This window comes from Alteromonas sp. I10, from assembly GCF_003201515.1.
Classification (GTDB): Bacteria; Pseudomonadota; Gammaproteobacteria; order Enterobacterales; family Alteromonadaceae; genus Alteromonas; species Alteromonas macleodii.
Window position 1 is genome coordinate 273,070 of record NZ_QJJN01000006.1, and the last position, 12,478, is coordinate 285,547.

Consider the following 12,478-nt stretch of genomic DNA (forward strand, 5'->3'; position numbering starts at 1 on the left):
GTAAATACTCACTTACTATTGGCGCCCCACTATAAAAGTAGGTTATTTTTTACCTAAGATATCTCTTAGGTTAGCAATTCCCACCTGTGCCTTTTGCTGGCGTTCTTCTTTTGTTGCCTTCGGTTTCTGATTTTCCCACTGTACATCGTCAGGCGGCAGTTCGAACAGAAAGCGGCTTGGCTCTGGGTTGATCACTTCACCAAACTGTCGACGCTCTTTAGCAAGGCTGAATATAAGCTCGCGCTGGGCGCGAGTAATTCCCACATAAGCAAGTCGGCGCTCTTCTTCTACGTTGTCTTCATCAATGCTGCTTTGGTGTGGCAATAGGCCTTCTTCCATGCCCACTAAGAATACAATAGGAAATTCCAAACCTTTTGAGGCATGCAGCGTCATTAACTGTACTTGGTCCCCTTCCCCGTCGTCTTCGCCGCGCTCCATCATGTCACGCAGAATTAAGCGGTTCACCACTTCTGTTAAGGTCATGGGTTGGTCTAGGTCATTACCTTCCAGCATATCGTTAACCCAGCCGAATAAAGTACTTACGTTGGCCATGGCCATTTCGGCGGCTTTGGGGCTGGCGCTGGTTTCATATAGCCATTCTTCATAACCCATGGTGCGGATCATGGTGCGCACTGCGTCAGCGGTGTTGCCACGCTCCGCGTTGTCCGATAGCGCTACTATCCAGCGGGCAAAGGTAGAAACCGAATGAAAGGCTTTATCGGGCAGCACGCTATTTAAGTTAGGGTGCGTCGCCGCTTCGAACATAGACACGCCCAAGCTATTTGCAAAGTTACCCAGTTTTTCCAGCGTAGCGCGGCCTATACCGCGCCCAGGCGTGTTAATAATGCGAAGCAAAGCGTTATCGTCGTCCTGGTTCACCAACAACCTTAAATACGCCATGATGTCTTTCACTTCAGCACGACCAAAGAACGACATACCGCCGCTGATTTTGTACGGAATGCGGTTACTCATTAACAGCTTTTCAAAAATACGACTTTGGTGATTCCCGCGATACAAAATGGCGTAGTCTTTAAACTGGGTGCGGTTCATGAACTTATGCGCCAGCAGTTCGGCCACCACGCGCTCACCCTCATGCTCTTCGTTCTTCGCCTCTATTACTTTTAGCGGCTCGCCGTACTGCAGCTCTGAGAACAGGGTTTTATCGAACAAATGCGGATTGTTCTGAATAAGAATATTCGCGCAATGCAGAATACGACCTGACGAGCGGTAATTTTGTTGTAGCTTAATGACGTTTAAGCGCGGAAAGTCTTGCTGTAATAGGTGCAAATTCTGTGGCTTAGCGCCACGCCATGAATAGATAGACTGGTCATCGTCGCCCACCACGGTAAAGCGCGCACGCTCACCTACTAATAGCTTTACCAACTCGTACTGACTGGTATTGGTATCTTGGTACTCATCCACCAGCAAGTAGCGAATCTTGCTCTGCCATTTGGCTCTTATTGCTTCGCTACTTTTTAAAAGCAATGTAGGTAATAAAATTAGGTCGTCGAAGTCTAGCGCGTTATATGCCTTAAGATTGTCTTGGTAACGCTTGTAGGCTTCTGCAAACTCTCTCTCGCCCGTGCTGGTTGCTGATTTTAATAAAGCATCAGGCAAGATAAGGTCGTTTTTCCAGTTCGAGATGCAGCTTTGTAAAAGCTGAAGCTGATCTTTATCACCATCGAGGGTGTCGGACGTTAGGTCGTTAAGCAACGCGAACGAGTCTTTATCGTCGAATAACGAGAAACCTGGCTTTAAGCCAAGATCTTTCACATGCGCTTTAATAATGGTTAAGCCCATGGTGTGGAAGGTCGACACTTTTAGCCCGCGCGCCTCCGGCTTGCCCAAGGTCTGCGCTACACGTTCTTTCATTTCACGTGCTGCTTTGTTGGTAAAGGTTACCGCTGCAATATACCGAGCTGGCATATCGCAGTTTCTAACTAAATGAGCAATCTTATTGGTAATTACGCGCGTTTTACCACTACCCGCACCAGCCAGCACCAAACATGGGCCAGACACAAAGGTTACGGCAGACTCTTGAGCTTCATTTAGTTTCATTTAATACCTAGAACAACGTACATTTTTGGCGCGACACAGTTTTCATTGCATGTCGTGTCGATACCGATAGAATAGCTTTCATAATTTGAGCTGCGCATTATAAGGGAATTCCATGTTGGATCCGAAGAAACTCGAAGATTTAGCGAAACAAATTGCTGATGCCGTTCCACCTGGCGTTAAAAACATGGCTGAAGAAGCCGAAGGTCGAGTAAAGGCGGTATTGCAGTCGCAGCTGTCTAAGCTTGATTTAGTGACTCGCGAAGAGTTCGATATTCAAAGCCAAGTGCTTATTCGCACTCGTGAAAAGCTAGACGCTATGGAAAGCCGCATTGCTGAGCTTGAAGCGAAGCTGGCGGAAAAGTAGGCGCTCAAAGCTTACAGAAACTCAAAAAGCGCCTTTATGGCGCTTTTTTTGTGGCTGAATACCATTAACAATGGTTTGTATTGGGCTAGTTACTTTTACTGTTACACCAAATAAAAATGCAGTGCCGTTCCTAGCGTGATGGCTAAACCAATATAGTGATTTTCAATAAACGCGGTGAAGCAACCTTCACGCTGACGGCGTTTAATAAGCTGATACTGGCGCACGCATAGCAGAGCCGAAAACAGCACGGCTAAGTAGTAAGGCCAGGTTGCGTTAATAGCACAGCCTATACACCACAGAATGGCAAGGGCAGCGGCCTGTAGCAGCATGACTATGAGCACGTCGTTTTTGCCGAACAATATGGCCGTAGACTTGATGCCTATTTGTAAGTCGTCATCGCGGTCTACCATGGCGTACATGGTGTCGTAAGCTACCGTCCATAGTAAGTTAGCAATAAACAACCACCAGCCGTACGCTGGTACTGTTTCTATCACAGCCATAAATGCCATAGGAATGGCCCAACCAAACGCGGCACCCAATACCACCTGCGGTAAATTGGTGTAACGCTTCATGAAGGGGTAGCTTGCTGCTAGAAGTAAGGCTACCACCGACAACGCAATGGTTTGCCAATTGAGGAATAACACTAAGACAAATGCTAAAGCGATAAGCGCACCAAAAAGTTGTAGCGCTTGTTTAGCCGACACTTCTCCGGTTGCAAGAGGACGCTGGGCAGTGCGCTTTACGCTACCGTCTACTTTCCTATCTGCATAGTCGTTAATCACACACCCGGCTGAGCGCATGACAACGACGCCAGCCACAAAAATGAGCGTAATGCCTAAAGGCGGTAAACCTTGTGCAGCCATAAGAAGCGCCCACAGCGTAGGCCACAGCAGCAAATAAATACCGACTGGTTTATCAAGGCGCATAAGTCGCGCATAGGCGTTCCAATTGTGCTTCATAACTGTTTTTCGCTTTCCTTTTCGTTTTTAGCAGAGCGGCTATAGGCCGGTGAGGAAGGAAGAAATACCTCTGCTACTATCATGCTGTAGTTGCCTAACGTAAACAACGAGCGCCTGCCCCACAAGGTTTGATTACTGCTAATACCAAACTGCGAAGCTGGCACTGTACACAGTTGAAACGCTGAGCGTGTAAAGCGCTTATCGTTAAACAAGCGTTTTCCTAAAGGCTCTCGGCCAAGATCTGAAAGCTCGCTGTCAACAAAGGCTTGAGGGATGATAGAACGTGCAAACACCCACGGCTTATGATCGCCACATAGGAGAATTTCTCTCGCTTGATAATGGGTTTCACCGTTGTCGAGTAACAATGACAGTTCATTGTCGTGAGGAATCTGCTCGTGCTGGCCAATAAGCTCTAGAGAAAAGTGGTTGCTTAAAGACTGTACTCGCTCGGTTAATGACCCAGTGTCTAACAGCCAGTTTTTTAGCTGTGCATTAGGAATTGTGATGCCAGAAGGTGCTTGCCAGTCAACCGCCAAACCCACTGGAAAAGTGGCATTAAAACTCACACGAAAAGCCCGAATAATGAATCTGTTAGTATGATAACACGTCATGTTCAATTATTTTCACTCGGTTAAACTTTTGCAGTAGTGTGTTTAATCAGAGTTTTGCTACACTACCAAGTGAATTTATTACTTTGGTGTTTCGGACTTCACTATGCTTAAGTCTTTAGTTTTACGCGTATTTGCGGTTAGTTTTTTCGTTCTTGGTTGTAACGCAGCAGTGGCGCAAGACAAGGCCAACTATGCTTATTTGGGCTTAGAGCCAGAGATTGTTACCAACTACATTAGCGATAGCGCACAAAAGCTTGGCTATGTACGCGTGTCAGTTGAATTGATGATCCACGATGTTAATCAGCTTGAAATTGCTGAACACCATATGCCGTTACTTCGCTCTACTGCCATTGAAATATTCGGCCAGCAACCGGCAGAGAAAGTTAAATCACTAACTGGTCGTGAAGATATTCGCCGCGCTATTCTTAAAGCGTTGCAAGAGCACATGAAGCAAGAGACAGGCGGCGAAGTGGTGAAGAACGTTATCTTCACCAAATACTTATACCAAGGCGGTTAAAAGTAGATAACGGGCTAAAAGGCTAACGTACGCCTTTTAGCTACATAAAACGCCACTAGCGTTTACCCGACCCAAGACTTAAGGCCCCGGCGAGCAAACATCCAGAAATAAGCCCCGCTGTATGTGCAGCATTCGCCATGTTTACCCACAAAATATCGGCATAACCTAGTACCAACCACACCAACATAAAGCCCACAATTGAATTTGGCAGCGACAAGCCCCAACTTGGTCGCAACCAGCCTAGCCACCACACAAAGCCCATTACGGCATACACCACACCAGACAAGCCGCCAAACAAGAACAGGTTGCCTTGCACAGGGTCACTAAATAGCGCTTGTGCGGCGTTCGAAATAGTGGCCGACACTAAGAACACAATAAGCAGCATGCTCATGCCAAGGGTGCGTTCAATTTTAGCTCCCAGCATGCCCCACCACAGTAGGTTAAATATAATGTGCAGCGCCGAAAAATGAATGAATGCAGGGCCTAGTAATCGCCACCATTCGTGATTTTGCGACAAAATGGAAAATGGCTGCATCAATAAATGCTGTGCGATAGGGGCAAACAGCCCAAACAACGACAGTAAATAAACCGCAACACACAGAATAAATACCACCGAGGTAAAAGGCGCTTTCACGGCATCGGCAATGATATTACCCATGGAAAAGCCATTACCCGAAGGCGCCAGCCGTACGTTCTTGCCATTATCCCATGCGGCTTGCTGGTACTTCGGATCGGTAGGGTTTGCCAAAAAGCCATCCGCAATAATTTTTGCGCGGTCGAGATGGTCGTGATTATCTAATACCACCACGAACTCTTTATCGTGCTGTACTACAGCGGCCTGAATGTGCTGACTGGTTAAATAATTGGCGAGAAGATGTGCAGGACTTTGCTGATTGAACGCAATTAAAGGATGAGCCATAAGCTAGTTGTTACCCCGAAGCAGAAGAATATGAATGCGATATGACATATACCAAGGGCGCGGTATATAACCTCTTTATACTGAAATACTGCAGTAGCTGCAAAAAGTAAAGGTGCACATTGTGCACCTTTATTAAATCGCTATGCCGTGACTACCGGATTTGCCAGTCGCCATGCTTCGAAGCCACCGTCCATACTATAAACGGTTTCAAAGCCTTGCTGTGCAATCACTTGGGCCGCCTGCTGGCTGCTTACGCCGTGGTAGCACACTACAACCACTGGGATATCTTTGGGCGTTTGGTCGATAAACGCTGCAAAGTTGTCGTTGTTCAGCTGCGCTGCGTTAGGCATGTGTCCATTAGCAAACGATTGAGGATCGCGAATATCCACAATGGTTACGTCACCTTGAAAGTTTGCAACGTCGTTTACGCTAATGTGTGAGAATGTTGTCATTATTGCCAGTCCAGAATAACTTTACCTGAGTGTCCAGACCCCATGGTATCAAACCCTTTCTGAAAGTCATCAATAGAAAAGGTGTGCGTGATGATAGGCGATAGATCTAAGCCACTCTGCAGCAAGCTCGCCATTTTGTACCATGTTTCGAACATTTCACGGCCGTAGATACCTTTTATCACCAAGCCTTTGAAAATAACCTGGTTCCAATCGATGGCAACATCTTGTGGAGGTATTCCCAGCATGGCAATTTTGCCGCCATGGTTCATTTTGTTCAGCATGTCTCTGAAAGCCACCGGCACGCCAGACATTTCCAGACCCACATCGAAGCCCTCTGTCATACCAAGTTCGTTCATAACGTCTTTCAAGTCTTCCTTGCTTACGTCAACGGCGCGGGTTGCACCCATTTTTTTAGCAAGCTCAAGACGGTAAGGATTAATATCGGTAACCACGACATGACGAGCACCTACATGCTTTGCAACTGCAGCAGCCATAATACCTATTGGGCCGGCACCTGTTATTAGCACGTCTTCACCCACTAAGTCGAAACTTAGTGCAGTGTGAACAGCGTTGCCAAACGGGTCAAAGATAGACGCAAGGTCGTCGCTAATGTTGTCTGGAATTTTAAACGCGTTAAATGCAGGAATTACCAAGTATTCAGCAAAAGCGCCCGGGCGGTTTACGCCTACACCTTCAGTGTTGCGACACAAATGTACACGACCTGCACGACAGTTACGGCAATGGCCACAGGTAATATGGCCTTCGCCCGAAACACGGTCGCCAACCTTAAACCCTTTCACTTCTTGGCCCATACCAACGACTTCACCCACATACTCGTGGCCTACAACCATAGGTACCGGAATGGTTTTCTGTGACCATTCGTCCCAGTTGTAAATGTGCATGTCGGTGCCGCAAATGGCGGTTTTGCGAATTTTAATCAGTAGGTCATTGTGTCCTACTTCAGGCTCTGGCGTGTCTTGTAGCCAAATGCCTTTTTCTGCTTTCGCTTTAACTAGCGACTTCATGAAATTACTCCCAATTCACGGCCAACTTCAATAAATGCATCTACCGCTTTATCAACGTGTTCAAGGCTATGACCTGCTGACATTTGCGTACGAATACGGGCCTGACCTTTCGGCACAACAGGGTAAGAGAAACCGATAACATAGATGCCTTTCTCAAGCATCTTGTCCGCCATTTCGCTAGCTAAACGAGCATCGCCTAGCATAACAGGAATAATAGCGTGATCTTTACCAGCTAATGTGAAGCCCGCTTCTTCCATACGCGTACGGAAGTGATTGGCGTTGCGCCATAGATTAGCGCGAAGCTCGTCGCCTTCTTTCATCATTTCAAACACTTTGAGCGATGCTGAAACGATAGGTGGCGCAACCGAGTTTGAGAAAAGATAAGGACGCGAGCGTTGACGCAACCACTCTACGACTTCTTTTTTGCCCGAGGTGTAACCGCCAGACGCGCCGCCTAGTGCTTTACCTAGAGTACCGGTGATGATGTCTACACGACCCATAACGCCACAATACTCATGGCTGCCTTTACCGTTTTCGCCTAGGAAGCCCGTTGCGTGACAATCGTCTACCATTACCATGGCGTCATACTTGTCGGCCAGGTCGCAAATAGAGGCTAAGTCGGCAATCACGCCGTCCATTGAAAACACACCGTCGGTGGCAATAATTTTGAAACGTGCGCCATCGGCATCAGCTTGCTTCAACTGCTCTTCTAATGCAGCCATATCGTTATTGGCGTAGCGATAACGCTTAGCTTTACACAGGCGCACACCGTCAATGATACTGGCGTGGTTTAACGCATCAGAAATAATGGCATCTTCAGGGCCTAATAGCGTTTCAAATAAACCGCCGTTCGCGTCGAAGCACGATGGGTACAAAATGGTGTCTTCTGTACCGAGGAAGTCGCTGATAGAGGCTTCCAGCTGCTTGTGAATATCTTGTGTACCGCAAATGAATCGTACAGATGCTACACCAAAACCATGGCTATCCAGGCCTTTCTTTGCTGCTTCAATCAAGCTTTCATTGTTTGCAAGACCAAGGTAGTTGTTGGCACAAAAGTTAATAACGTGCTCGCCGTTAGCAACACCAATATCCGCTTGTTGTTGCGACGTGATAACACGCTCTTTTTTGTACAAACCATCTTCTTTCGTGGCTTCAATTTGCGATTGCAAATGAGAAATAAATGCCGCAGACATGCCATTCTCCGAGTGTAGGTATATTAAAACCGTTAGTTTAATGAAAGCGCGGTAAAGGGTACACACCCTTGCGCTGTATTTAATGGGTTTGTCGACTAAGTTTGTAAATTATTCAGCACACTACATTGATGAAGCGTGCCCCTTTTGAAACGGTAAAGTCGCCCTAGGCGGATTCTTTCCAAAAACCAAACTCTACTTTGTCGCTTAACACGTCCCAAATGTTAACCTCAGGAATAGGTCTGCTGATAAGGTAGCCTTGACCTAGGTTGCAGTCGAAATGACACAGCAACTCGTACTGTTCACTGGTTTCAATTCCTTCTGCCACCACTTGCATTCCCATGTTGCGCACCATAGAAATCGTAGAGTGAACAATATTTCTATCATCAGCACTGCTGGCGATATTTGCCACAAACGAGCGGTCAATTTTGATGTAGTCGGCGGGTAACGATTTAAGATAACTCAACGACGAATAGCCCGTGCCGAAATCGTCGATAGCCAGCATGCACCCCATGTCGCGAATATTTTGCATGATGGTGGTTGCACGCTTGATATCTGATACCAATACCGTTTCGGTTAACTCTAAGCAAACTTGGTCGGGCGCTATGTCATTTTTGATAATTTGCTGCTGCAAGAATTCAGGCAAACTCGGGTCTAAGAACTGACCCGCTGACAAATTAATCGCCATCTTCACGTCGGAGTAGCCGCTATTTTTAAGCTCTCTGATTAAATAAGTTGAGCGCGTAATTACCCAGTAATCAAGCTCAAGCATGAATGACGTGTTTTCAAGAAGCGGTATAAAATCGGCCGGGGAAATATTACCCTTTTTAGGGTGATGCCAACGCAATAGCGCTTCAAAGCCCACCAGCCTTCCCGTGTGCATCTCAATTTGGGGCTGAAGCGCTAAGCTAAACTGGTTGTCTCTAAGGGCTTCACGCGCCTCTGACTCCAGCTCAACCTTCTGCATTACTTTAAGGTTCATGGTGGCGTCATACACGCGATACTCCGCCCCTTTTTTGGCTTTGGCTTCGTACATCGCAATATCAGCATGCCTTAGCAGTTCTACTGGCGTGGCGCGAGAGTGGTTGGTAATAGCAATACCGATACTGATAGAAACGTAAAAGGTTACGCCATCTACAATGATTGGCTCTTTAAACTCTTCTATCAGCTTTTTGGCTACCGTATCTACGTGCTTTTTGCTTTCGATATTTGAAAGTAAAATAACAAACTCATCACCGCCAAATCGAGATGCAATATCCGACTCTCTGATCGGCTTAGAGATACGCATAGCAGCAGCTTTTAAAAGTTTATCGCCGACGTCATGACCGTGACTGTCGTTAACCTTTTTAAAGTCATCAAGGTCCATGAACATCAGTGCCACTAACCTATCGTCGCGAATTGAACTAGCTAGCTGCTTTTCTATTTGAAACGTCAGCATATTACGGTTGGGAAGTCCGGTTAACACATCGAACATCGCCATTTTTTCAAGCTTCGCTGTGTTAATAGCCATTTGTCCGTCAAAGCTTTCTAGCTGGCGCGCCAGATTATTTGCCGCGTCTTCAACTACGTCCAATTCATCTGTGAATTTGAAAATAGGCGACTTCCTTCGTTTAGCTGCAATGGTGTAAAACTCGCTAAACTTGTGTTCGGCCAGCATAGGCAAACGTTCGCTTATGTCTAATAAGCGTATTCTGTATTGGTTTAGAAACAGATATAGCAGTGAAGAAAAAAGAAAGAACAAAGCCACGGCGCTAGATATAACAATGTACTGATATTGTTCGTTTTGACGCACCATCGCTGACACGTCTTGTACGATAATCAAGTAAGGATGGTCTCCCGAAGCGTGGTTAAACGGCAATAAGCTAACCAACAACTGCTTATTTTCTAGCGAAACATTGGTACCTCTGATGACTAAGTCGTCAATGCGCCAGTTTTTCGGCAGTGCTTCGAATAGCGATTGGAAATACTGTCTGTTAGCCGCTGACAATTGGCTTGCCACTCTTAATTCTGAGCGCTCAGATGAAGTTTCTTTATGCTGCACCACCGCCACTTTGTGCACGTCGGTAGCGCGGCTGAATAAGTATAAAAGCTCTCTCATTGATGTAGACACAACGATGACCGGTAGCTCTTCACTATTTGCCATGATGGGTATTGAGATGTAATGCGTACAGACATCTTCACACGACAGTAAAGAGCGGCTTTCCAACGAGGCCCGAGTTGTATTTACTAGTCTTTCTACCGTTTTATTTACCGGTTGTGACGGTTTACCTACAACTCCGTTTTCGTCAAACAAGTACAGCGATTCAACTTGAAAATTAAGATTCAAATACTCACTCAACCCACTAAGAGTTTGCTGGAGCGACTCGAGACTGTCCGCATTACCTCCACTTTTAAGGCTAATGATATCGATGAGCGTGAACATTCTGCGGTGAAGAACATCTTCGAAAAGCTGGACCCGTCGTTGATTACTTACCTGGTTTTCTCGCTGTTGCAGCAAAATACGTGCGTCAGATTCCTGAATTAGCACTGTAGATATAACAACAGCAACAGTTAGAACCATTGCCAGTAAAATAATGATGGTTTTAGTGGTGAAAGATACCTGAACCTTCATCTAATACCCTTAAAACCAATACATCAATTGCACTGACCACATTTCCCAATGTTTATCTGCATGAGATGCCACATCAAGGTTCAGCAAACTGACTACCCGTGTAGCGCCTTCAACCCAGTGATATTCTCCCTGAAGCCGCCACTTTGGCGCAATGTCCCAGCGCAAACCTACGGTATAGGTGTCTTGGTAACCAAAGTAGGCAGGAATAACGCCATCTGACATAGCTTCCAATTTTTTTCCATCTCTGTCAGACGCATTATTAACATAGGTATCGTAACCTAACAGGCCGCTTACCTCGTTATTGAACAAATACCTGAATTGGACAAAGCCACCTTCGCCCCTTCTTTTGGTTTCGAAATCTGGAAAAAACAGACCCTTGCTATCTTGAAACTCGCGAATTATCTCTGCTGACACTTCCCAATTTTCCGCAAAATATTGGCCAGAAACCACAAATCGCTCAATATTTGCTTTACCCGCAACCCTATTATCATCCTGCGATGGGGTGTATCTGAAATCAGAGTTTAACCAACTGGCACCTAGTTTCCACGTCATGGTAGCCGGTTGCCAGAATACGCTCGCCTGATGAACAAAGTCTTGTTTAATAATACCGTTAGCTTCATCGCCTAGCAGAAAGTCTCGCTGGGAGTCATTGATATTAGAACGACCGTAGCTCCAGTTTAATTCCCATATATTGTTTGCACTAAAATGTGAAAAGCTAGTCTGAATTCCGTTACTTCCCAATGCAGCATCACGAAAGCCATCAAAGTACACAGACTGAGGAAGCACTGAAGTATATCGTGTGTGGGGTACGTCCCTGGCAACAGAATACAACCAATGTCGGTTTTTAAAGCGTCCGGCGTGAATTTGCCCTTGCCAATCACCAGGTAGGTCAGGTAGTTTCCAGTCGACAAATAAATAGTCTAAACGTGCGCCCTGCTCAAAGCGATTTCCACCGTCTAAATAGTTAACTTGCCCAGCGATAGAGATGTTTTCTGCGATTTGGTAATAACCGTTCAAGCCAATTTCAGTAAGTTCTCCTGTAATTGAGTCATTATCGGTAATCGCCCTACTCCCCTTCGATTGAGTAAGCCCCTGAGAGACATAACCGTGCCAAGAAAAGTCGCTTTGTGAAGCGAATGTCGGCAGGCTAAGTAGTCCTAACGCAAGAACGATGTGCTTATTCATTCTATACCTACCTCCACGCGTCGTAGCTTCACAATTTCGGTGTGTTCTACATAACCAATAGAACCCGATGTGCTTTCTAGTGCTTCAATCAATGCTTGATACGAGGTCACTCTGACCGGCGTAACGCCCTGCCCTGAATAAGTAATTTGGTCCCATAAGCGAGACAATTGATAAGGAAACATATGGAGTACTTCACGGCAGAATTGCTTATGTAGTTCGTGGTTATCGTTCAATACAAAGACCGTGATTTTGGTGCCATCACTCCAATACTGTCGATGGCCAGTGAAAATTTGGCGAAGCTCAGAGCGGTTTAATTTAGAAACCGTCACACTCTCATTTACCATGACGTTTAGTTCTGCTGCGTGTGCCGCAGGCACACCCGAAAGAAGTGCAACGTTTAGCAGTAGCACAATTCTAATTCGAGTATGAGCAAGAACAGTAGACAGCCATCGCAAAGCGGGCTTTTTCATTCAGTAACGACTCCCTGTTATTTCAAAGGAACACTTCGCAACGCTAAGTGTAGATAATAGTTGATAGTTTTACCTTACAATTAAGTAAATTAAGCGACAAATTGCTTGAGATAGTGT

The 12,478-nt window shown here is 46.0% G+C and carries 12 protein-coding genes; 2 read left to right on the top strand and 10 right to left on the bottom strand.

Translation table 11 applies throughout. From position 1 onward, the window contains the following. Positions 1–42: 42 nt before the first annotated feature. Positions 43–2,058: a DNA helicase Rep gene (rep, locus tag BZA03_RS13605; RefSeq protein ID WP_110289053.1), complete on the bottom strand. Its 2,016-nt coding sequence runs from the start codon at positions 2,056–2,058 to the stop codon at positions 43–45. A gap of 112 nt (positions 2,059–2,170) precedes the next feature. Between rep and BZA03_RS13610 the strand changes: the two genes are divergently transcribed. After that, the gene (locus BZA03_RS13610; RefSeq protein ID WP_014975278.1) at positions 2,171–2,422 is read left to right on the top strand and encodes an accessory factor UbiK family protein; all 252 of its coding nucleotides are present in this window, start codon (positions 2,171–2,173) and stop codon (positions 2,420–2,422) included. Between the two features lie 101 nt (positions 2,423–2,523). Here BZA03_RS13610 and ubiA read toward each other — a convergent pair whose 3' ends face one another. Together ubiA and BZA03_RS13620 are read right to left on the bottom strand one after the other, a co-directional pair. Beyond that, positions 2,524–3,381 carry a 4-hydroxybenzoate octaprenyltransferase gene (gene ubiA / locus BZA03_RS13615; protein ID WP_014975277.1) on the bottom strand — a complete coding sequence of 286 codons (858 nt, stop codon included), beginning with the start codon at positions 3,379–3,381 and terminating at the stop codon, positions 2,524–2,526. Then, on the bottom strand, positions 3,378–3,947 hold the full coding sequence (locus BZA03_RS13620; RefSeq protein WP_110289054.1) for a chorismate lyase: 570 nt from the start codon (positions 3,945–3,947) through the stop codon (positions 3,378–3,380). Before BZA03_RS13620 ends, ubiA begins: the two co-directional genes overlap by 4 nt. A 148-nt stretch (positions 3,948–4,095) precedes the next feature. On the opposite strand from BZA03_RS13620, the gene BZA03_RS13625 reads away from it, so the two are divergent. After that, entirely contained in the window at positions 4,096–4,509 is a 414-nt protein-coding gene (locus tag BZA03_RS13625; RefSeq protein WP_014977897.1) for a flagellar basal body-associated protein FliL, read from the top strand. A gap of 55 nt (positions 4,510–4,564) precedes the next feature. Here the strand turns inward: BZA03_RS13625 and glpG are convergent, their stop codons facing one another. From glpG to BZA03_RS13660, 7 genes are all read right to left on the bottom strand, one after another. Then, complete coding sequence (gene glpG, locus BZA03_RS13630) at positions 4,565–5,428, bottom strand: rhomboid family intramembrane serine protease GlpG (protein WP_075177668.1); 864 nt, start codon at positions 5,426–5,428, stop codon at positions 4,565–4,567. Positions 5,429–5,568: 140 nt separating this feature from the next. After that, a complete protein-coding gene (gene glpE / locus BZA03_RS13635; RefSeq protein ID WP_014947767.1) occupies positions 5,569–5,880 on the bottom strand; it encodes a thiosulfate sulfurtransferase GlpE in 312 nt (103 codons plus the stop codon). Continuing rightward, positions 5,880–6,905, bottom strand: coding sequence for an L-threonine 3-dehydrogenase (gene tdh / locus BZA03_RS13640; RefSeq protein WP_014947766.1), 1,026 nt, complete (start codon positions 6,903–6,905; stop codon positions 5,880–5,882). Before tdh ends, glpE begins: the two co-directional genes overlap by 1 nt. After that, entirely contained in the window at positions 6,902–8,098 is a 1,197-nt protein-coding gene (locus BZA03_RS13645) for a glycine C-acetyltransferase (RefSeq protein WP_014977894.1), read from the bottom strand. The genes tdh and BZA03_RS13645 overlap by 4 nt, the downstream gene beginning before the upstream one ends. A 163-nt stretch (positions 8,099–8,261) precedes the next feature. Further along, on the bottom strand, positions 8,262–10,706 hold the full coding sequence (locus BZA03_RS13650) for an EAL domain-containing protein (RefSeq protein ID WP_110289055.1): 2,445 nt from the start codon (positions 10,704–10,706) through the stop codon (positions 8,262–8,264). Positions 10,707–10,715: 9 nt separating this feature from the next. Continuing rightward, complete coding sequence (locus BZA03_RS13655; protein WP_110289056.1) at positions 10,716–11,891, bottom strand: hypothetical protein; 1,176 nt, start codon at positions 11,889–11,891, stop codon at positions 10,716–10,718. Continuing rightward, positions 11,888–12,361: a hypothetical protein gene (locus BZA03_RS13660; RefSeq protein WP_110289057.1), complete on the bottom strand. Its 474-nt coding sequence runs from the start codon at positions 12,359–12,361 to the stop codon at positions 11,888–11,890. Before BZA03_RS13660 ends, BZA03_RS13655 begins: the two co-directional genes overlap by 4 nt. Between the last annotated feature and the right edge of the window lie 117 nt (positions 12,362–12,478).

Bases quoted from the DNA above. Each gene is read 5' to 3' on its own strand.
- BZA03_RS13660 (WP_110289057.1), bottom strand. From the start codon at position 12,361: ATGAAAAAGCCCGCTTTGCGATGGCTGTCTACTGTTCTTGCTCATACT.
- BZA03_RS13655 (WP_110289056.1), bottom strand. From the start codon at position 11,891: ATGAATAAGCACATCGTTCTTGCGTTAGGACTACTTAGCCTGCCGACA.
- BZA03_RS13645 (WP_014977894.1), bottom strand. From the start codon at position 8,098: ATGTCTGCGGCATTTATTTCTCATTTGCAATCGCAAATTGAAGCCACG.
- BZA03_RS13610 (WP_014975278.1), top strand. From the start codon at position 2,171: ATGTTGGATCCGAAGAAACTCGAAGATTTAGCGAAACAAATTGCTGAT.
- BZA03_RS13625 (WP_014977897.1), top strand. From the start codon at position 4,096: ATGCTTAAGTCTTTAGTTTTACGCGTATTTGCGGTTAGTTTTTTCGTT.
- tdh (WP_014947766.1), bottom strand. From the start codon at position 6,905: ATGAAGTCGCTAGTTAAAGCGAAAGCAGAAAAAGGCATTTGGCTACAA.
- rep (WP_110289053.1), bottom strand. From the start codon at position 2,058: ATGAAACTAAATGAAGCTCAAGAGTCTGCCGTAACCTTTGTGTCTGGC.
- ubiA (WP_014975277.1), bottom strand. From the start codon at position 3,381: ATGAAGCACAATTGGAACGCCTATGCGCGACTTATGCGCCTTGATAAA.
- glpG (WP_075177668.1), bottom strand. From the start codon at position 5,428: ATGGCTCATCCTTTAATTGCGTTCAATCAGCAAAGTCCTGCACATCTT.
- glpE (WP_014947767.1), bottom strand. From the start codon at position 5,880: ATGACAACATTCTCACACATTAGCGTAAACGACGTTGCAAACTTTCAA.
- BZA03_RS13650 (WP_110289055.1), bottom strand. From the start codon at position 10,706: ATGAAGGTTCAGGTATCTTTCACCACTAAAACCATCATTATTTTACTG.